Origin of the sequence: Rhodococcus sp. PvR099, assembly GCF_017833315.1 — a bacterium.
Lineage (GTDB): Bacteria > Actinomycetota > Actinomycetes > Mycobacteriales > Mycobacteriaceae > Rhodococcus_G > Rhodococcus_G oryzae.
This window is the reverse complement of the sequence record NZ_JAFIBV010000001.1, coordinates 2,232,436-2,252,206: the sequence shown is the minus strand read 5'-3', so window position 1 is coordinate 2,252,206 and position 19,771 is coordinate 2,232,436. Positions and strand designations below refer to the sequence as shown.

At 69.9% G+C, this 19,771-nt stretch carries 17 protein-coding genes and 2 pseudogenes; 10 read left to right on the top strand and 9 right to left on the bottom strand.

Features of this window, described 5'->3' with window-relative positions; translation table 11 throughout:
• Positions 1 to 13 precede the first annotated feature (13 nt).
• Entirely contained in the window at positions 14 to 829 is an 816-nt protein-coding gene (locus JOE46_RS10160; protein WP_097214019.1) for an SDR family NAD(P)-dependent oxidoreductase, read from the bottom strand.
• Positions 830 to 994: 165 nt separating this feature from the next.
• On the opposite strand from JOE46_RS10160, the gene JOE46_RS10155 reads away from it, so the two are divergent.
• The gene (locus JOE46_RS10155) at positions 995 to 2,560 is read left to right on the top strand and encodes a carboxylesterase/lipase family protein (protein ID WP_374102890.1); all 1,566 of its coding nucleotides are present in this window, start codon (positions 995 to 997) and stop codon (positions 2,558 to 2,560) included.
• Between the two features lie 25 nt (positions 2,561 to 2,585).
• Positions 2,586 to 3,020: a hypothetical protein gene (locus JOE46_RS10150; RefSeq protein WP_077042365.1), complete on the top strand. Its 435-nt coding sequence runs from the start codon at positions 2,586 to 2,588 to the stop codon at positions 3,018 to 3,020.
• Between the two features lie 16 nt (positions 3,021 to 3,036).
• Here the strand turns inward: JOE46_RS10150 and JOE46_RS10145 are convergent, their stop codons facing one another.
• The gene (locus tag JOE46_RS10145) at positions 3,037 to 3,489 is read right to left on the bottom strand and encodes a MarR family winged helix-turn-helix transcriptional regulator (protein ID WP_209927145.1); all 453 of its coding nucleotides are present in this window, start codon (positions 3,487 to 3,489) and stop codon (positions 3,037 to 3,039) included.
• Between the two features lie 137 nt (positions 3,490 to 3,626).
• Here JOE46_RS10145 and JOE46_RS10140 point away from each other — a divergent pair, with 137 nt between their 5' ends.
• Positions 3,627 to 4,817, top strand: a complete 1,191-nt coding sequence (locus tag JOE46_RS10140) for an MFS transporter (protein ID WP_209927144.1) — start codon at positions 3,627 to 3,629, stop codon at positions 4,815 to 4,817.
• A 10-nt stretch (positions 4,818 to 4,827) separates the two neighbouring features.
• Here the strand turns inward: JOE46_RS10140 and JOE46_RS10135 are convergent, their stop codons facing one another.
• The 5 genes and pseudogenes from JOE46_RS10135 to JOE46_RS10115 all read right to left on the bottom strand — a co-directional run.
• Complete coding sequence (locus tag JOE46_RS10135) at positions 4,828 to 5,172, bottom strand: YciI family protein (protein WP_097214021.1); 345 nt, start codon at positions 5,170 to 5,172, stop codon at positions 4,828 to 4,830.
• Between the two features lie 12 nt (positions 5,173 to 5,184).
• Positions 5,185 to 6,450, bottom strand: coding sequence for an MFS transporter (locus tag JOE46_RS10130; protein WP_097214022.1), 1,266 nt, complete (start codon positions 6,448 to 6,450; stop codon positions 5,185 to 5,187).
• A 92-nt stretch (positions 6,451 to 6,542) separates the two neighbouring features.
• Positions 6,543 to 6,836 (bottom strand): SHOCT domain-containing protein, encoded by a 294-nt coding sequence (locus JOE46_RS10125; protein ID WP_097214023.1) that lies wholly within the window; start codon positions 6,834 to 6,836, stop codon positions 6,543 to 6,545.
• A 16-nt stretch (positions 6,837 to 6,852) separates the two neighbouring features.
• Entirely contained in the window at positions 6,853 to 7,299 is a 447-nt protein-coding gene (locus tag JOE46_RS10120; RefSeq protein ID WP_257017801.1) for a DUF6325 family protein, read from the bottom strand.
• Positions 7,300 to 7,620: 321 nt separating this feature from the next.
• Positions 7,621 to 7,806 (bottom strand): annotated as a pseudogene (locus JOE46_RS10115) (three-helix bundle dimerization domain-containing protein); the annotation flags it as partial.
• Positions 7,807 to 7,990: 184 nt separating this feature from the next.
• On the opposite strand from JOE46_RS10115, the gene JOE46_RS10110 reads away from it, so the two are divergent.
• From JOE46_RS10110 to JOE46_RS10095, 4 genes are all read left to right on the top strand, one after another.
• Positions 7,991 to 8,389 (top strand): hypothetical protein, encoded by a 399-nt coding sequence (locus tag JOE46_RS10110; protein WP_097214024.1) that lies wholly within the window; start codon positions 7,991 to 7,993, stop codon positions 8,387 to 8,389.
• A 253-nt stretch (positions 8,390 to 8,642) separates the two neighbouring features.
• Entirely contained in the window at positions 8,643 to 9,446 is an 804-nt protein-coding gene (ppk2, locus tag JOE46_RS10105; protein WP_245221600.1) for a polyphosphate kinase 2, read from the top strand.
• Between the two features lie 32 nt (positions 9,447 to 9,478).
• Positions 9,479 to 12,274: a cation-transporting P-type ATPase gene (locus JOE46_RS10100; protein ID WP_097214025.1), complete on the top strand. Its 2,796-nt coding sequence runs from the start codon at positions 9,479 to 9,481 to the stop codon at positions 12,272 to 12,274.
• A 69-nt stretch (positions 12,275 to 12,343) separates the two neighbouring features.
• Positions 12,344 to 13,165: a class II glutamine amidotransferase gene (locus JOE46_RS10095; RefSeq protein ID WP_209927143.1), complete on the top strand. Its 822-nt coding sequence runs from the start codon at positions 12,344 to 12,346 to the stop codon at positions 13,163 to 13,165.
• Between the two features lie 61 nt (positions 13,166 to 13,226).
• On the opposite strand, the gene JOE46_RS10090 is transcribed toward JOE46_RS10095, so the two are convergent.
• Both JOE46_RS10090 and JOE46_RS10085 read right to left on the bottom strand, forming a co-directional pair.
• Positions 13,227 to 15,716, bottom strand: a complete 2,490-nt coding sequence (locus JOE46_RS10090) for an FtsX-like permease family protein (protein ID WP_097214027.1) — start codon at positions 15,714 to 15,716, stop codon at positions 13,227 to 13,229.
• A 4-nt stretch (positions 15,717 to 15,720) separates the two neighbouring features.
• Positions 15,721 to 16,471, bottom strand: a pseudogene (locus JOE46_RS10085) (ABC transporter ATP-binding protein).
• A gap of 110 nt (positions 16,472 to 16,581) precedes the next feature.
• Here JOE46_RS10085 and JOE46_RS10080 point away from each other — a divergent pair.
• From JOE46_RS10080 to JOE46_RS10070, 3 genes are all read left to right on the top strand, one after another.
• On the top strand, positions 16,582 to 17,832 hold the full coding sequence (locus tag JOE46_RS10080; RefSeq protein ID WP_209927142.1) for a sensor histidine kinase: 1,251 nt from the start codon (positions 16,582 to 16,584) through the stop codon (positions 17,830 to 17,832).
• A gap of 46 nt (positions 17,833 to 17,878) precedes the next feature.
• Complete coding sequence (locus JOE46_RS10075) at positions 17,879 to 18,517, top strand: response regulator transcription factor (RefSeq protein ID WP_027502323.1); 639 nt, start codon at positions 17,879 to 17,881, stop codon at positions 18,515 to 18,517.
• A gap of 139 nt (positions 18,518 to 18,656) precedes the next feature.
• Positions 18,657 to 19,760, top strand: a complete 1,104-nt coding sequence (locus JOE46_RS10070) for a serine hydrolase (RefSeq protein ID WP_245221011.1) — start codon at positions 18,657 to 18,659, stop codon at positions 19,758 to 19,760.
• Positions 19,761 to 19,771: the final 11 nt, after the last annotated feature.

The window sequence follows — 19,771 nt, the reverse complement described above, 5'->3', positions numbered from 1 at the left end:
CCTTCGGAACTGGTCAGGGATTGAGGGGGCGGTTGGTCCAGCCGCCGGATGCGCGCGGCACCCAGCCGCCCGCGCCGTGCGTGCCGCCGTCGACGTGGATGGTGCCGCCGGTCACGAAGCGGGACAGGTCCGACGCCAGGAACAGGGCGGCGCCCGCCACGTCCTCCGGCTGCCCGGGGCCGCCGAGCGGGGACCACGTCGGCCACAGCGGCGCCTGCTCCTCGGGCACCAGCTCGGCGTAGGGGACCTGCACCGACTCGATGAGATCGGGGGCGATGGCGTTGACCCGAATCCCCGCCGGGCCGACCTCGGCGGCGAGCGAACGGGTGAACTGCATCAGCGCGGCCTTGTATGCCGAGTAGACGGTGTGCCCGGGCATCGAGCGATGCGCCTCGACGGTGGTGAGGTTGATGACCGATCCGTCGCCGCGCTCGGCCATGCCGGGCAGCAGGGAGTGCGTGAGCCGCAGCACGTGACCGAGGTTGACCTCGTGCAGCTGCTCCCACAGCTCGGGCTCGTTCTCGGCGAACGGGCGCGGCGGGCGCAGGTAGTGGCCGACGTTGTTCACCAGGATGTCCGGCCGGTGCTCGAGCAGCGCCGCGGGTACCGGGGCCGTGCGGACGTCGGCCTCGACGGCCTCGATCGTTCCGCCCGCGGCCGGGTCGAACCCGAGATCGGTGACCGGATCGAGGTCGGCGACCAGGACGTGGGCGCCGTGGGCGGCGAACGACCGCGCGACCGCCGCGCCGATGCCCGCCGCACCGCCGGTGACGACCGCGCGCCGGCCCGACAGCAGGGCGCCGGGGGTGAATGCGGCTCGTGATGGCATGGCTCCATCACAGACCACCGCCGTCGACGTCGCAGTCGTTCTTCCCGATCAACGGGAGCGGGGTTCGCGCCGGGTGTGGCGTGCCTCCCAGTGCCCCCGGCGGTTCCAGCAGGTGGTCGCACATCCTTGGTACGTTGGCTGGGATCCCGCTGCGAGGAGGCTGCCGTGCCCACCGGACTGGATGTGACCGCGACCCCGGCCGAGACGCTGACCGTGTCCGCCCGGGACGGCGACGCGCGCGGCTACGCGACGGGCACGGTGTTCGCCTGGAAGGGGATCCCGTATGCCGCCGCAGGCGCCGCGCGGCGGTTCCGGTCCGCGGTGGCGCCGTCCCCGTGGCTGGGCGAGCGCGACTGCCGGGACTTCGGCCCCATCGCCCCGCAAGCCAAGACGGTTCAGGTGCCGATGGAACCGGGCTCGGTCGTGGACGAGGACTGCCTCTCGCTCAACGTGTGGGCGCCCCGGCCGGACGGGACGCCGCGCCCGGTGATGGTCTGGATCCACGGCGGTGCGTACTGCGTCGGCTCGTCGTCGCAGAGCGTCTACGACGGTAGGCGGCTGGCCGAGCTGGGCGATGTCGTGGTGGTCACGGTCAACTACCGGACCGGCGTGCTCGGGTTCCTCGACCTCTCGACCTTCTCTACCGACGAGCATCCCTTCGAGACCAACATCGGGCTCCGCGACATGATCGCCGCGTTCGAATGGGTACGTGAGTGCATCGAAGCGTTCGGCGGGGACCCGGACAACGTCACCGCGTTCGGGGAGTCCTCGGGCGCCGGATCGATCACGACGCTGATGACCTCACCGCGCGCGGAGGGTCTCTTCCAGAAGGCCATCGTGCAAAGTGCTCCCGCCACATCGGTTTACGGCGCCGAGCGGGCGGCGTCGGTGGCCAGGCGCTTCCTCGAGATCGTCGGCGTCAGCGAGGACGAGGCAGGCAGGCTGTTCGAGCTGCCGATCGAAAAGCTGACCGCGGCGGGTGACGTGCTGCTCGACGAGGTGACGACCTCGGTGCCCGGCACGCTGTCGATGGCTCCCGTGGTCGACGGCGACCTGGTGCCCCGGTACCCGGTCGCCGCGTTCCAGAAGGGTTTCGCGCACCGCATCCCCCTGATCATCGGCACCAACAAGGACGAGGCGTCGATCTTCCGGCTGACCAGGTCGCCGATCATGCCCGTCACCGCGGACACCGTGAACCAGATGTTCACCGCGATCGCCGCCGACCACCCGAAGCTGCCCGCGATCCGCGTCGCGGAGATCATCTCGGCCTACCCGGACTGGTCGAAGACCAGCGGTGCCCTCGCGGTGTCGCGGGACGCGGCCTTCCGGATGCCGTGCCTGTGGATCGCCGACGCGCACAGCAAGCACTCGCCCACCTGGGTGTACCGGTTCGACCACGCCACCCCGATGCTGTGGGCGGCCCGGGTCGGCGCCGGGCACGCCACCGAACTGCCCTATGTGTTCGGCAATTTCGGCACGCTCAATCATGACCCGACCTTCTGGCTCGGCGGGCGCAAGGCCGCGCTCGAGGTCTCCGGCCGGGTGCAGCGGCGGTGGCTGGCGTTCGCGCAGCACGGCGTGCCCGCGGCGCTCGACGCGTCCAAGCACTGGGCGCCGTACCGCGAGGACACCAGGGCGACGCTGCTCATCGACAAGACCGACACCCTGGCGAGCGACCCCGACAAGGAGCTGCGGGCCGCGTGGGGCGACAAGGTGATGGGGTTCCGGTGACCGGCACCGCTGTAGCGTCATGCGCATGAGCAAGCTGGATGAGGTCGGCGAACGGGAATCGTGGCGCTGCTGGTTGTGCGACGAACCCGTCGACCCGAACATGTCGGTGAACGACCCGCGCGGTCCGAGCATCGACAGCATCAACACCGCCAAGAAGGGCAAGGGCGGGCCGGAGCGGCTCGCGCACCGCGCCTGCAACACCAAGAAGGGCGCGATCAAGCCGGTTGTCCCGTGGTCGGACGCGCTGTTCGTCATCGATCCGGCGCCGATCATCGGCGTGGTCGAGCAGCTCACCCGCAAGCCAGGACGGGTCGCCGTCGCGCGGTGCCCCTCGAAGTCCGACGCCGAGGACGCGTCCGCCTGGCTGCTGGACCGGTTGTCCCGGCTGGCGCCCGAGCTGACGCTCGACACCAAGATCGAGCCGGGCGGCGGCGGATTCCTGCTGGTCGTCTCGCGCTGAGGCGCGCTGGCGTTCGTCAGCCCTGTGCGGCGCCCACCGTGTGGAGTGCCGCCACGAGCGGCGCGAGTTCCGGTATGGCGCAGGCCTCGTCGAGCGCCTCGCGCAACTTCGCGTCGTGGGTGGGTCGCGCCCGCTCCAACAGGGCCCGGCCTGCCTCGGTGACCTCGGTGTAGATGCCCCGACGGTCGTCCTGGCACAGATACCGGGCAAGTAGTCCCCGGCTCTCGAGCCGGTTCACCAGCCGGGTGGTCGCGCTGCTGCTCAGCGCGGCCGCCCTGGCGAGCTGCGACATCCGCATGTGCCAATCGTCCTGACGGCTCAGTGCGTCGAGCACCGTGTATTCGACCACCGAGAGGTCGTGTTCGCGCTGGAGCGCGCGTTCGAGCTCGGTGTCGAGCAGTCCGTGCAGCGCCGCGAGGGTGCGCCACCCCTGCGCTCGGATTTCGACGGCGTCGTCGGCGATCCCCACGAGATACCTCCCAATCGGTTGCCCCACCATACATGGCTTGCGCCATTATCGGGCGCGTGCAACTATCTATGGGGCGTGTGCAACTACTGCTTGCGCCAGCTATCTGCTTGAGCAATCGAATTGTGGAGGGCATTCGCATGCCGTTGGGACTATTCGCCCTGGCCATGGGGGGCTTCGGAATCGGCCTCACCGAATTCGTGATCATGGGGCTGCTGCCCGAGGTCGCCGCCGATTTCGGTGTCTCCGAGTCCGTCGCGGGTCATCTGATCTCGGGCTACGCGCTGTCGGTCGCGATCGGTGCCATCGCGCTGACCGCTGCGGTGGGGCGATTCGACCGCAAACGGGTGCTGATGTCGCTGATGGTGCTGTTCGTCGTCGGCAATCTGCTCTCCGCGGTCGCGCCCACCTACGAGGTGCTCATGGCCGGACGCATCGTCGCGGCACTGTGCCACGGCGCCTTCTTCGGGATCGGAGCGGTCGTCGCGGCGGATCTGGTGGCGCCCGGCAAGCGTGCAGGCGCCATCGCCACGATGTTCACGGGTCTGACCATCGCGAACGTCCTTGGCGTGCCGTTCGGCACCCTGCTCGGACAGCAGTTCGGGTGGCGCTCCACGTTCTGGGCCATCACCGTGATCGGTGTGGTGGCGCTGGCCGGCATCGCCGCGCTGGTCCCATCCGTATCCCGTTCGGACGCAGCGGTTTCGGCGGGGCTCGGCAGCGAGCTGCGTGCGTTCCGGTCACCACAGGTGTGGTTCTCGATCGCGATCACCGTCCTCGGTTTCGGCGGCATGTTCGGCGCCTTCACCTACATCGCCTTCACCCTCACCGAGGTCAGCGGGTTCGCCTCGACCACGGTGCCGTGGCTGCTGATCCTGTTCGGCGCGGGCCTGTTCGTGGGTAACTACGTCGGCGGCAAGGCGGCGGACCGGGCGCTGACCGCGTCGCTGGTGACGCTCCTCGCCGGGCTGACCGTGGTGCTGATCGTGTACGCGCTGACCGCCCAGAGCAAGACGATGACGGTGGTGTCCCTGATCCTCATGGGAGCCTTCGGTTTTGCGACGGTCCCCGGATTCCAGATGCGGATCATGAACTACGCGGCGCAAGCGCCCACCATGGCGTCGGGCGCGAACATCGCCGCCTTCAACGTCGGTAACGCACTCGGCGCGTGGCTCGGTGGGTTCGCGATCGCCGCCGGGTTCGGGTTCGTCTCACCGATCTGGATCGGTGCGGCCGTCACCGCGGCGGGGCTGGGCGTGCTGCTGATCGCGACCCGCGTCGACCGGGGCGCAGGCGTCGCGGGGGAGGAGCGTGTTCCGGTCGCCGCGTGAGGTCGGGGCGTCAGCCCACCTGGAACGGGCGCACCTCGATCGGGAGGGTGGTCGCGGCCGCCAGCTTGCGGCCCCAGCCGAGCGCGGTGTCGAGGTCCGGCGCCTCGATGATCGTGAATCCGCCGAGATGATTCTCAGCCTGCGCGAACGGGCCGTCGGTGACGAGCACCTCGCCGCTCTTCGGTCGCAGGACCGTCGCCTGCTCCGGCGGGTGCAGGCCCCCTGCGAACACCCACGCGCCCGCGGCCTTGAGTTCCTGGTTGAAGGCGTCGATGTCCTCGATGATCCCCTCCAGGATCTCCGGCGCGGGGACCGGTCCGTCGGGCTGGTAGACACTGAGCAGGTACTGCGTCATGGCATTCCTCTCTCACTCCCTGGTGCGTCGAGTGTCGACCGGATCGGCCACCGGTGCATCCAGATCGCGTAATGCCGGCAGCGTGAAGCAGACGGCGGCGATCACCAGGACCGGGATGGACAGTGCGAAAAAGGTGATTCGCAGGCCGACCGCATCGATCAGCGGGCCTGCGAGCAGGTAGCCGAGCGGGCCCGCGGCGTACGCGGTGGACGTCATGACGCCGACGACACGGCCGCGCATGTGCTCGGGGCTGCGGGTCTGCATCGCGTAGTTCGCGATCGGCCCGACCGGCCCGAACACCAGGCCGACCAGCAGCGCCAGCGTGAGCGTGACCCACAGCGCAGGCAGGAACGCCATGCCGACCATGCACCCGCCGAGCGCGGTCACCGCCAGCAGCATCAGGGTCCGGCGCTTGACGTGGGCGGCGAGTGCACCGTACGTCAGGGCCCCGATGACGCCGCCGATGCTCATCGCCATCAACACCCAGCCGAGCTGCGCGGGCTCGCCGCGCTCGGTGAAGTAGACCGGGAACAGCACGCTCTCCACCGGCATGTACAGCGCGACGATCGCCATGTCGACCAGCGCGAGGGTGCGCAGCAACCGGTTGTGCCACACGAACTTCAGGCCCTCGAGCGTGCCGCTCCACATCGATTCCGGCCTGGTCTCGTGATCGGGGGCGCCCGCGCCCTCGAGCCGGAGGAAGGCGATGGTGAGGATCGAGAGCGCGAAGCAGACGGAGGTCACCCACAGGGTGTTCACCGCGCCCACCGTGGCGATCAGCACGCCGCCGATGCCGGGGCCGATCAGGTACGCGACGTTGTAGTTGGCCTCGTACAGGCTGTTCACCCGGTCCAACGACCACCTGGCCTCCTTCGTCGCGGCAGGCAGCATGGATTCGCGGGCCGAGATGCCTGCCGGGTCGAAGGCGGCGCCGAGTGCGGCGAGCGCCGCGATGCCACCAACCGACAGCCCGACCGTCGCGGACATCACCGGGATCAGCGCCACCGACACCGCGGACAGGAAGTCGGAGACCAGCGAGGTGCGGCGGCGGCCGAACCGGTCGACCACCGTGCCGGAGAACAGGCTCGAGAGCAGCAGCGGCAGGGTGGCGGCGCCCGCGACGACGGCGGCGTCGGTGGCCCGGCCGGTCTTGGCGAGCACCAGCCACGGCAGCGCGACGATGGTGATGCCATTGCCGGTGGCCGAGAGCAGGGTCGCGAGGTTGATCAGGGCCAGCGGCGTGTACCGGCGTGCGGCCGTGGCCGTCGTCGCAGTCATGTCGGGGTTCTCTCAGGCTGGAGGAGACATGTCCCGAGGCTAGCGAACCCGCCACCGCCGCGCGAGCGATTATTGCTCGCGCGGCGGTGTGGTCAGGAGGCCAGGATCCTGGCCTTCTCCGCGTTGAACTCGTCCTCGGTGAGAACTCCTTGGTCCTTGAGTTCGGCGAGTTGTTTCAGGGCGGTGATGCGATCGACGCCGCCCGAGGGTGGTGCGGCAGCGGGCGGCGGCGGGGGCGGAGGCGGCGCGGCCTGCGGGGGCGCCTGTTGGGTCTCCTGTTCGGCGTTCCATCGCCGACCCTGCCGACGGGAAACGCGATTCGAGACCGCGGTCGCGGTCCCGGCCACGACGGCGGTACGCGCGACGCCACGGAGTAGTCCAGGCATGGTGTGCTCCTTCTCTTCAGCTGTCGGCGTCGAGTGAGTCGAGTGCCGCCATGATGCCTTGTAGGGGGATGCGGCCCGAGGCCACCAGTTGCGCGCCGCCACGGCGCAGCGCCGCGGCGAACGGGGCTGCCCACAGGTTCTCGTAGACGAGAATCGCTCCGGAACAGCCGGGTTCGAGGATCGCGCCTGCCTCCTCGACGTCGCTTGGATTCACCAGTCCCGACGACGCCTCGGCGAACAGCGTCACGTCGATGCCGCCCTCCAAGCCGAGGTCGTCGATCGCGATCCCGGCCAGCGATCCGTCGGTGTCCTTGCGGACGAACACGAGGTCGAGCACGCGAATGATGCCGTTGTCGACCAGGTCGCGGAGCATCGGCAATGCCGAGCCGTCCGGCTGCCGGTCGGCGGGGAACTCCACCACGAGGTAGTCGATGGGCCCGACTTCGTCGAATTCGTTGTTCACTACAGGACCTCTCTCGTTGAAGATGGCCGTGGTCAGAACGGTGTTCGAGTGGTGCACGATCGGGGGTGCGGTGGCTTGCTGTCGGCCCCGCATGCTGCTCTCGGCGAATGGATTCGGACCAGGGGGCAACCGCGGCATCACGGCCCTTCCCCGACGCATGCCAGCATCTCACCTGGAGGGCCACGCGGCCAGGAAACCGGGCCATCGCGCGGCTCGGCGTTGTCGGCGCTGGCCCAGAGCCGCTGGTGCGTCCGTTCCGCCGGCCTCGGTCGCGGGCCGCGACAGTGCCGTGGGAGTTCGCGGCTGCGTGGTCACCCAGCCCGCGATGTCCCGACGGGCCGCCTTCTCGACGAGCAGGGGAACGAAGTCGCGCACCTTGCCGTCGGCGAAACGCTGGTGGATCGTGCGTACGGTGTGCTCGATGTCGATCGGCGATATGGACGGGTAGCGAGCGGTCAGACGCGCGATGACCTGTTCGACTTGAAGCAGTTCGTCATCGCCGGTCATGGACTCATGGTCTGCCCGATTCTCCACCGCGGTCAAGACTCGAAAAGGACTCGAGACAGGCACGGTTCACTCCGCGGACGCTTCCCTGGCTCGCGGGATTCGATCTTCGAATCCGCGATGTAAGCGGTGCGGGAAGCGGACACTGGGGACATAGCACCATTCGGTTGCGAGGAAGGGGACCGTCATGTCTGAGAAGTCGCCGGCCGAACAGGGAATCGCTGCGGGTACGTCGATGGGGGCGGCCGTCATCCTGGTGACCGTTGGCATCATCCAGTTCTTCCAGGGGATCGCCGCGGTGGCCGAGAACGAGGTCTTCGTCGTCGGCATCGACTACACCTACAAGTTCGACCTCACCACGTGGGGCTGGATCCACATCGTGCTCGGCGTGGTGGTGGCGGCGATCGGTGTCGCGCTGTTCACGGGGGCCGGTTGGGCGCGGATCGCGGCGATCGTGATCGCGGCGATCTCGATCATCGCCAACTTCATGTGGTTGCCGTACTACCCGTGGTGGTCGGTGCTGATCATCGCCCTCGACGTGGTGGTGATCTGGGCGGTGTCCACCTGGAAGCCGCAAGCAGTCTGACCCGGAAACACGGTCTGACCGGAAACACGGTCTGACCGGAAACACAGTGGAAAGCAGGACAATTCGGTGACAAGTCCGACAGCAGGGCCGCGCACCTCGGTGCCGCGGCCCTGCTGTCGGCGAACCTGGTGAAGTCCTGGACGAGCACCGCACACAAGGACGGCCGAGGGAGAACCCGGTGGGCAAATCCAAGGACAAGAAGTCCGAGAAGCGCTCCGAGCAGACCGGTCGGCAGCCTGCCGAGGCCGGCGAGTTGATCGATTCGTCGGCCGAGGAGCACGCCCCGCCGATGACGAACAAGGAATACCGCCGCCATCTGAAGGTGCTCGACGCCGAGCTGGTCGCGCTGCAGGAGTGGGTCAAGTCGACCGGGGCGAAGGTCTGCATCGTCTTCGAGGGCCGCGATACCGCAGGCAAGGGCGGGGTGATCAGGGCGATCACCGAGCGGGTGAGCCCGCGGGTGTTCAGGGTGGTCGCCCTGCCCGCCCCGACCGAGCGGGAGAAGTCGCAGATGTACTTCCAGCGGTACGTGCCGCATCTGCCCGCCGCCGGGGAGGTCGTCATCTTCGACCGCAGTTGGTACAACCGGGCAGGCGTCGAACGGGTCATGGGTTTCTGCACGGAGGACGAGGCCAGGAAGTTCCTCGAGCTCATCCCCGTGGTCGAGCGCGTGATCGTCGAGTCGGGGGTCATCCTGCTCAAGTACTGGCTCGAGGTGAGCGAGGAACAACAGACGCTGCGCCTGCAGAGTCGCATCGAGGATCCGCGGAAGATCTGGAAGCTCTCCCCGTTGGATCTGAAGTCCTACAGCCGCTGGTATGACTACTCGCGGGCCCGTGACGAGATGTTCCGGTTCACCGATTCCGGCTTGGCGCCCTGGTTTGTCGCGCTCAACGACGACAAGAAGCGGGGGCGGCTCAACATCATCAGTCACCTGCTCAGCCAGATCCCGTACACCCCGCTCGAGCGTCCCGACGTCACCCTGCCGAAGCGGCAGGACCCCGGCGGATACCGCGCACCGGCTCTGCCGTTGCACTGGATTCCCACTCCTTACTGACGTTTCCGAGTACCCGGCGAGGAGCAGCGGTCATGGCCACCACGGAACCAACACCGGACCGGGTGCACACACGCACCACCGCCGAATCCGAAGCGACCTGGTTCGCCCAGGACGCGGACGCCGTCGTCGCGGCGCTCGACACCGACCCGACGTCGGGCCTGACGGACGGCGAGGTCGACGCGCGGCGGCGGCGGTACGGCGGCAACGAGATCGCGGCCGAACCCGCACCCTCGACGTGGTCGATCGCCCTGCTGCAGCTGAAGGATCCGATGAATCTGATGCTGGTCGCGGTGGCCGTCGTCAGCGTGATCATCGGCGAGGTGCCGACGGCGCTCGTGGTGGCGGCTCTCGTGGTGCTCAACATCGTGCTGGGCACGCAGCAGGAACTGAAGGCGCGCGCCAGCGTGGACGCGCTCGCGAAGATGCAGACGCCGCAGGCCCGGGTGATCCGCGGCGGGACGCTGACCGAGCTCGACGCGACCGAACTCGTCCCTGGCGACATCGTCGCGCTCGAGGCGGGCGACATCGTCCCCGCCGACGGCCGGCTGTTGCGGTCGGCCACCCTCGAGACCCAGGAGGCGGCGCTGACCGGTGAGAGCGCACCGATCGCGAAGGATCCCGGGACGCTCGACACCGCAGACGTCGCCCTCGGCGACCGCAACAACATGGTGTTCCAGAACACCTCGGTCACCCGCGGCACCGCCACCATGGTGGTCACCGAGACCGGCATGCGCACCCAGATGGGCCTGATCGCGTCGATGCTCTCGGCCGTCGCACCGAGCAAATCCCCCTTGCAGCGCGAGCTGAACGCGCTGACCAAGGTGCTGTCCGTCATCGCATGGACGGCCGTGGCGATCATCGTGATCCTCGGTGTGCTGCGCGGGCAGAGCCTGACGACGCTCCTGCTGCTGGGCATCTCGATGGCCGTCTCGGCCATCCCGACCGGTATGCCGACGTTCGTCCAGGCGATGCTGGCCTACGGGGCGCGCCAGCTCGCCGACGCGAAGGCGATCGTGAAGAACCTCAACGACGTCGAGACCCTCGGCGCGACGAGCGTGATCAACTCCGACAAGACCGGCACCCTGACCATGAACCAGATGACGGTGCGCTCGTTGTACTTTCACGGCCGGTGGTTCACGGTGGACGGCGAGGGCTACGGCAAGGCCGGGACGATCGCCCAGGTCGCGGGCGAGGCGGTGCCGGACTTCACCCTGCTCGCCTACGGGCTGTGCCTGGACAGCGACGCGACCGTCTCCGACTCCGGGGAGGTGGTCGGCGATCCGACCGAGGCCGCGCTGGTGGTGCTCGCGGCCAAGATCGGGGTCGACGCCCCGCTCACCCGGCGGACGTACCCGCGCGTCGCCGAGGTGCCGTTCGATTCCGCCTACAAGTTCATGGCGACCTTCCACCATCTTCCGGTTCGCGGCAGTACCCGGTTCGCGGAGCTGGTCAAGGGCGGACCCGACGTGGTCCTGGCCCGCTGCGCGACCGCGTTCGTCCCCGGCGGGGAGACGGTGCCGCTGGCCGAGGTTCGGGACGAACTCGTGGCCGCCAACCGCGCCATGTCGGAGAAAGGGCTTCGCGTGCTGGCCTTCGCCACCCGGCTGCTCGACGGCCAGGAGGCGGCCGTGACCGCGGACCCGATGTCGTTCGTCGAGGACCTCACGTTCGTCGGCATGGTGGGGATCATCGACCCGCTCCGGCCGGAGGCGATCGACGCCGTGCGCACCGCCCACTCCGCGGGCATCGACGTCCGGATGATCACCGGCGACCATGCCATCACCGCATCCGCGATCGGCGCCGAGCTGGGACTCGGGCCGGGCGCGATCGGCGGCGCCGAACTCCAGGCCATGACGGACGAGGAACTCGCGGCGGCCCTGCCGGAACTCCACGTCTTCGGCCGCGTCACGCCGCAGGACAAGCTGCGCCTAGCCGACATCATGCAGCGGGGCGGCGCGATCGTGGCGATGACCGGCGACGCCGTCAATGACGCCGCCGCGCTGAAGAAGGCCGACATCGGGGTGGCGATGGGGTCGGGGAGCGAGGTCACCAAGCAGGCCGGGCGGATGGTGCTGACCGACGACAACTTCGGGACGCTGGTCACCGCGATCCGGTTGGGTCGCGGCATCTACGAGAAGATCGTGTCGTACGTCCGCTATCAGATGGCCAAGCTGTTCGCGATGGTGCTGTTGTTCCTCGTCGCGAGCGTGTTCGACATCAACGACGGCATCGCCCTCACCCCACTGATGGTGCTGTTCCAGAACTTCTTCATCACCCTGTTCCCGGTCGCCGTCATCATGCTCGACCCGCTGCCTGCGGACCTGATGAGCAAACCGCCCCGGGATCCGAAACTCCCTATCGCACACCGGAAGGCGTTCATCCAGTGGCTGGCATACGGGGTCCTACAGTTCGCCGTCACCCTGGCGGCGATGCTCGTCGCCCCCGGCCCGATGAGTCCGACCGAGGCGAGCGTGCCGATGACGATGGCGTTCGTGGTGCTGTCGATCGGGTCGGTCCTCAGTGGCCTGGTCATGAGGCGCGATCCCGAATCCGGTCTCGCCGCTCCCGTGCTCGGTGCGCTGAAGATCCTCTCCATCCCGATCATCGCCACCGTGTTCGCGGTCGAGCTCGGCTTCCTCCAGGATCTGCTCATGACGACGTCCCTGACGGGTGGACAGTGGCTCGCCTGCATGGGTTGGGCGCTGATCATCCCGGTCGTGATCGAGACCGAGAAGGTGATCCGGCGTCGCAGGCGTCGACTCTCGGGGCCACCGGAACTCCTGTCCGCCGCCGTCGCGGTCGACCCGGCGCGGGCACGCACAGCCTGACCACGTCACCGCGATCGGCCGAGCACGGCGGGCGGAGTTTGGTGCTTCAATTGATGCATGTGTAGGTGGATGGCCTACTCGGGAGAGCCGATCCTCGCGGAGGACCTGCTGTTCCGGCCTGAACACTCCCTGATCGACCAGAGCCTGCACTCCCGCCTCGGCGCCACGACCACGAACGGCGACGGCTTCGGCATCGGCTGGTACGGCGAGGGCACCGAACCGGCGGTGTTCAAGAGCATCGAACCGGCCTGGAACGACTCGAATCTGCGCGAGATCGCCGGCCACGTGCGCACCCCGCTGCTCTTCGCGCACGTGAGGGCCTCGACCGGGACCGCGGTGCAGCGCAGCAACTGCCATCCGTTCCGGCACGGGCGCTGGTTGTGGATGCACAACGGCGCCCTCGGAGGATTCCGCGAGACCCGGCGCGACCTGATCACCGCGATCGACCCGGCACTGTTTCCCGATCTCGAGGGTTCGACCGACTCCGAGACGCTGTTCTTCCTCGCGCTGACCTTCGGCCTCACCGACGACCCCTTCGACGCCGTCGCCCGGGCCGTCGGTCTCGTCGAGGATGTCGGCCGGGCCCACGGGGTCGACGATCCGGTCCAGATGACGGTCGCGACGACGGACGGCGAATCCACCTGGATTTTCCGCTACTCGACCGCGAGGCAGTCGAGGTCGCTGTTCTTCTCGACCGAGATCTCCAGGCTGCGGGATCTGCACCCGGAGGTGCCCGTCCTCCATCAGTTGGGCGGGGAGACCCGGTTCGTGGTCTCCGAACCGTTGCGTGACCTGCCGGGCGCGTGGAACGAGGTGATGGAGTCCTCGGCCGGGGTGGTCAGGCCGGGACAGGACGAGCTCCGCGCGTTCCGTCCGATCGCACCCGCCTGAGACAAACGCCCGTGGAACCGGGGCCGTGCGCGCCCGGCATCGGGTGCCGGGCGCGACGGTCCTACTCCCGGGAGGAGATGGCCGCGACCGGATCCGCGCGGAGCCTCGCGCGGGTCGGTATCGCGATCGCGATCAGTCCCAGCGTCACCGTCGCGGCGATGATCGCGGCGTAGGTGACGGGGGAGATGGCGGGGATCGGCTGCCCGGAGACCCCGAGGCTGACCCCCACCAGCGGCGGCAGTGCGATCAGCGTGCCCACCACCGACGCGATCGTCACCACCATCACCGCCTCGGCGCGCATCATCGCGCGCACCTGCCTGCGGCTCGATCCGACCAGGCGCAGCAGCGCGAACTCCCGGCCCCGCTCGGCCGTCGCCATCACGAGGGTGTTCACCACCGCCACCGCCAGGTAGGCCAGCAGCACCGACAGCGCGATCAGGCTCGTCCAGGACTGCGCGCTGCGCTCGGATTCGCCCGCCGCGCCGAGCCCGTCCCGGTCGGTGACGGTGTAGCCCGCCGCGGCCAAAGCGGCGCCGACCTCGGATTGTCTGCCGGGCTCGGCCCGCACCAGGATGCTGTCGTCCAGCCCGCTCGTGGTGTGGGCGCGCACCACCTCGTTCGCGAAGGTGACATCGCCGAATCCGAGTCCGCGCCCGTAGGTGGCGACGACGGTCGGGCTGACCGCGGTGCCGTCGCCGAGGTGCAGCGTGGCAGTCTCTCCGACGCCGACTCCCAGCGTCTGGGCGGTGTCGCTGCTCAGCGCCACCGTGTCCCGCCCGGCCAGCGCGTCGAGGCTGCCGGACTCGACCTGGAGATCCATGGTCGCGACCGTCGCGGCCGGGTCGATGCCCTGCGCCGCGTACCGCTCGGTGGTGGTGGACTCGCCGTCGAAGCGCGGGACGTACACCTGGCTGCGGGCAACGGGATTCGCCGCCTCGACGCCGGGTGTCCGGCCGATCGCGTCGACGACGGCGGGGGACAGCCCCGACCCGGTGCCGGTGACGAGGAAGTCCGCTACGACGCCCTCCCTCGACTGGGTGGCGGCCTCCGCCGCGACGGTGGTCTGGACGAAGATCTGTACCGATCCGATCGCGATCGCCAGGGCGAGTGGGGTGATGGCGGCGGCGAGGCGGCGGGCGTTGCCGCGGGTGTTCGCGGCCGCCAGGAACAAGGCCGGCGATCCCGATCGGCGGAGCGGCCCACCGAACGCGGCCACCGCGCCGCTGACCAGACGCGGTCCCAGCAGTCCCACCGAGATCATCAGCAGGACAGCGGCGCCCCCGGCGCCCGCCAGCGCCGCCTGACCCGGGACAACGGCGGGCAGCAGCGAGATCACCAGGCCCGAAGCGCCGAGGACCTGCCCGGTGACCATCCGCCCGCGGCCGAGCCTGGCCGGGGTCGCCGACGCCTCCGCCAGCGCGTCGACCGGATTGATCCTGGCGGGCCTGCGCGCGGCGACGGCCGCCGCCGCACGGGCGGTGATCAGGCTCAGTGCCACGGCCGCGACGGCGGGCAGCGGGCTGAAGGCCAGCGCGAAGTCGGCGGGCAGCAGTCCGGCCGCCGCGAAGCGAGACCGGAGGTAGTCGGCGAGGACGAAACCAGGGACGGTGCCCGCGACCGCGGCGACGCCCGCGACCAGCATCACCTCACGCCCGACGAGCCGGTGGATCTGACCCGGAGTCGCACCGACCGCGCGGAGCAGTGCGAACTCGCGCCTGCGCTGGGCGATCGACAGCGACAGGGTGCTGGCCACCACGAACATCGCGATCATCACTGCGGTCCCGGCGAACGAGATGCCGATCATCACCAGCTCGGTACGCGCACTGCCCGCGTCGAGGAACTCCGCGTCGCCGCGGGCCCGTCCGGTGTAGGTCTCGACCTCGGGCACTCGTTCGCGGATCCGTTCGGCCAGCGCGTTCGCCGAGACGCCGTCGGCCGCCGTGACCCCGATGACGTCGACGTTGCCCGGACGCGGTGACAGCGAGGAGACCTGGCCGTCGGACAGGAACACGTGCGCGGCCCGGTCCGGGGTTGGGTTCGCGCCCGCCACCCCGACCACGGTGTAGTCGTCGGCGATGCCGCCGTGCGCCAACGAGATCCGGTCGCCGATGCGGGCGGGCTCGGCGTCGTCCACCACGACCTCACCCGGACCGTTCGGTGCCCGTCCCTCCCGGATCTCGTACGGGGTCAGCGCGGCCGAGCCCCAGCCGTGCGCCTGCACCGGCCTGCCCGACCACGCGAGCGGAACGCTGATGTCGGGGACCGCGCGCGCCACCCCGGGAACCGACGCCAGCTCGTCCGCGACGCCCGCGGTCAGCGGGGCCCGCTCCGCGAACGGCTGGTCGACGTCCTCCTTGACCACGAGCGACTGCCTGCCGCCGACGATGACGTCCGCGCCGGCGTAGCGCTGCGGCTCGATGCCGCCGCGGATCCCGGACTCGATGAGGACCCCGAGCCCGGTGACGAGCATCGAGGCGAACAGCACCGCGACGAACATGCCGACGAAACCGCCTCGGTGTGCGCGGATGTTCGCGCCTGCAAGCGATCTCATCGGGTCACCACTCCCCGAGGTGGGTCATGTGGTCGGCGACCTGCTGGGCGCTCGGCCGGTCCAGGTGACCGACGAAGGCGCCGTCGGCGAGGAACAGCACCCGGTCCGCGTACGAGGCGGCGATCGGATCGTGGGTGACCATGACCACGGTCTGCCCGAGTTCCTCGGCGGTGCGGTGGAGCAGTTCGAGGACCTGGCGGCCGGTCCGCGAATCCAGCGCGCCGGTCGGCTCGTCGGCGAACACGGCATCGGGCCGGGTCACCAGGGCGCGCGATCGCGACCCGCTGTTGCTGGCCGCCGGACAGCTCCGCGGGCCTTCGCCCGCGCAGATCTGCCAGGCCGACCGCGCCGGTGACGAAGTCGAGCCAGCCTGGGTCGGTGCCGCGGCCCGCGAGCAGCAGCGGCAGGGTGATGTTCTGCTCCACCGAGAGCGCGGGCAGCAGGTTGTACGCCTGGAAGACGAAGCCGACGTGATCGCGCCGGAACACGGTCAGCGCCTTGGACTTGAGCCGGGAGATGTCGGTGTCGCCGAGCCACACGGACCCCGAGGTCGGCTGATCGAGGCCGGCGGCGCAGTGCAGGAAGGTGCTCTTGCCGGAGCCCGATGGGCCCATCACGGCGGTGAAGGCCCCTCGGGGCAGGGTGAGGTCGATGCCCCGCAGCGCGGTCACCGCGGCGGGACCGGACCCGTACCTCTTGGTGACCTGCTGGAGTCGGAGGGCGGCGACGGGCGGGCTCAGAACCTGTGTGCTCATGGATGACGACGCTATGGACGGCAGCGTCGGCGGACGATCCCGCGCGCTACCGAATCCATGGTGTGGCTGGCTATACCGACACCTCCGCCGGGGTGCGGCATGCTGGGGGCATGGCGAGGACCGGGCGGCTGCGGAGCTGGTGGCGCGCGCTGCGCTACCTGGTGGCGGAGGGCGTCGCGGGCATGGTGTCGATGGCGCTGCTGGTCGTCGGGCTGGTGCTGGTGGTGTTCCTGCTGTTCGGGCCTGGCTGGCTGCTGGCGCCCCGGGCGGTGGGGCTGTTGCGGTGGTGGACGGGGCTGGCCCGGCGTCGGGCCGGGTGGTACTCGGGGGAGGAACTGTCCGAGCGATACCTGCCGATCCCGGCCGACCCGACGTTCGAGGACCTGCGGCGGCTGGTGACCGCGGCCTCGACCCGGCGCGACGCCGCCTGGGTCGGGGTGCACGCGCTGATCGCTCCCGCCGCGGGCCTGTTCGCGCTCGCGTTCCCCGCCGCGGCCGTCAATTCGCTGCTGATCCCGGCGTATTGGCAGATGATGCCTGCCGACGAGCCGGTGACCAACCTCTATCCGGTGACCTCGTGGTGGGGGGCCGCGGCGATGCCGCTGGTCGGTGTCGCTTACGGCGCGCTGTCGCTGTGGCTGACCCCGCTGATGGCGCGCGGGATGTGCTGGTTGGCCGCGCGGCTGCTGGCGCCGACCCGGGAATCGCGGCTGGTGGAGCGGGTGAGCGCGCTGACCGCGAGCCGCGCGGCCGCCCTCGACGCGCACGCCGCCGAGCTCCGCCGGATCGAACGGGACCTGCACGACGGTGCCCAGAACCGGCTCGTCGGGGTGGTGATGATGCTCGGCATCGCGGAACGGTCGCTGCGGACGAACCCGGAACAGGCCCTGCCGCAGCTGCTTCGGGCCCAGGACGCGGCCGCCGACGCGCTCGCGGGCCTGCGCACCATCGTGCACGACATCTACCCGCCGATCCTCGACGAGCTCGGGCTCGAGGGTGCGGTCTCGGCGCTGGCGGGCCGGAGCGCGGTGCCGTGCGTGCTGGACGTGGGCGGGCTGCGCCGCGCGCCTGCCGCGGTGGAATCGGCTGCGTACTTCGTGGTGGCCGAGGGACTGACCAATGTCGTAAAGCACGGCGGAGCGAGCGGGGTGACCGTCCGCCTGCATACGGCGGACCGGGGTTCCGGTGAGGTGCTGCGGATCACGATCACCGACGACGGGTACGGCGGAGCGGTCGAGCGGGCGGGCGGCGGGCTGAGCGGGATCCGGCGCCGGGCCGAGGCCTTCGAGGGGACGATGGAACTGGCCAGCCCCGAGGGCGGCCCGACGTCGTTGACGGTGGAACTGCCGTGCGGGGCGTGAGGGCAGCCGTGGGCTACCGTCGGTTCACCATGAGACTGGAGGCGCCGTGCGGATCGTGATCGCTGAGGATGACGCACTCCTTCGGGAGGGCCTCGCGCTGTTGCTGCGCGGGGAGGGCTTCGAGGTCGTCGCCGCGGTGGACAACGCCGAGTCCTTCCTGGAGGTGCTGGACTCCGCGGACGCCGCGGTGCTGGACGTCCGGATGCCACCGACCTTCACCAACGAGGGGCTCAAGGCGGCCGAGGAGGCGCGACGGCGCAGGCCGGGGTTCCCTGTGCTGGTGCTCTCCGCGTACGTGGAGGACCGGTACGCGGGTCGGCTGCTCGCCGAGGGCGCGAACGGGATGGGGTACCTGCTCAAGGAACGCGTCGGCCGTGTCGCCGAGTTCACCGACGCGCTGCGCCGGGTCGCGGCGGGCGGCACGGTGATGGATCCCGAGGTGATCTCGCAGCTGATGAGCCGCAGGCGGTCGGACGACCCGATCCGCTCACTGACCCCGCGCGAGTCCGAGGTGCTCGGCCTGATGGCCGAGGGCCTGGACAACGGCACCATCGCAGGCCGGCTCGTGGTCAGCGAGACCGCGGTGAGCAAACACATCGGCAACATCTTCGCCAAGCTCGGGTTGTCCGCGTCCGACAGCGGGCATCGACGGGTGCTGGCGGTGCTGGCCTACCTGCGCGGCTGAGCGGTTGCGGCTTCGCCGCCCGTGAGTCCTTCTGGTCCCCCTGCGGGCCAGAAGGACTCACGGGCGGGTCTGCCGTTCGGGGGCGATATCAGGGTAAATCCGGATGCGCCGAACGGTTCTCGCACCATAGGGTCGGGGTATGAAATCTGCTGCGATCGCGGTCGGTATCTCGGTCCTCCTGCTCGCCGGATGCTCGGACACCTCGGATCCGGTGGTGGTCAACAGCTTTCCCAACCGTGCGGCGGTACAGGCCGACCTGGACGAACTGGTCCGCTCGACCGTCGGCGGCGCGGTGGCCACCCTGTCCGTTCCCGGCGAGACGGTGGAGCTGCGCAGCGGGGTGGGCGACCGGGTCACCGCCGAGCAGATCCCGGACGGCGCACAGGTCCGGATCGGCAGCGTCACCAAGACATTCGTGGCTGCGATCGTGATGCAGTTGGTCGACGAGGGGAAGATCGAGCTCGATGCCCCCATCGATCGCTACCTGCCCGGCGCGCTGGTCGCGGAGGGCGTCGACCCGGGCGCGATCACGGTCCGGCAGCTGCTCCAGCACACCAGCGGGCTGCCCGAGTACTCCGATGACCCGCGCATCACACAGACCTATCTCGGCAGCGGCGAACGGTTCACCCGCCAGGATCTGCTCGCCATGGCGATGGCGCACCCCGCGCAGTTCCGCGCGGGCGAGCGGATGAAATACACCAACACCAACTACCTCGTGAACGGAATGCTGGTCGAGAAGGTCACCGGGAACACGGTCGAGGACGAGCTCGCGAGCCGGATCACCGGGCCGCTGGGCCTGACCGACACCTACCTGCCCGGCACGGGGGAGAAGCAGATCCGCGGACGCCACCCGTCCGGCTACGAGGCGGACGGGGACACCATCGTCGAGATGACGGCGACCGAGCCGTCCGGCCCGTGGGCAGCCGGCGCGATGGTCTCGAGCGGGGCGGACCTGACCGCCTTCCTGCGGGCGCTCGTGGAGGGCCGGCTCACCTCGGAGGCGTCCTGGGGTGCGATGACCAGCACCGTCCCGATGGATCAGCCCGGCATGTCCTACGGGCTCGGGTTGATGTCGGCGACACTGTCGTGCGGCAAGGTCTTCTGGGGGCACTCCGGCGACATCCCGGGGTTCCACACGCTCTCCGGCGCGACCGAGGACGGCCGGGCCGCGGCGATCACCGTCACCCAGGCGCCGCCGCAGGAGGTCGACACCCTCGCCCTGCTCAGCCATGCCCTCTGCTGATTCGCACGACT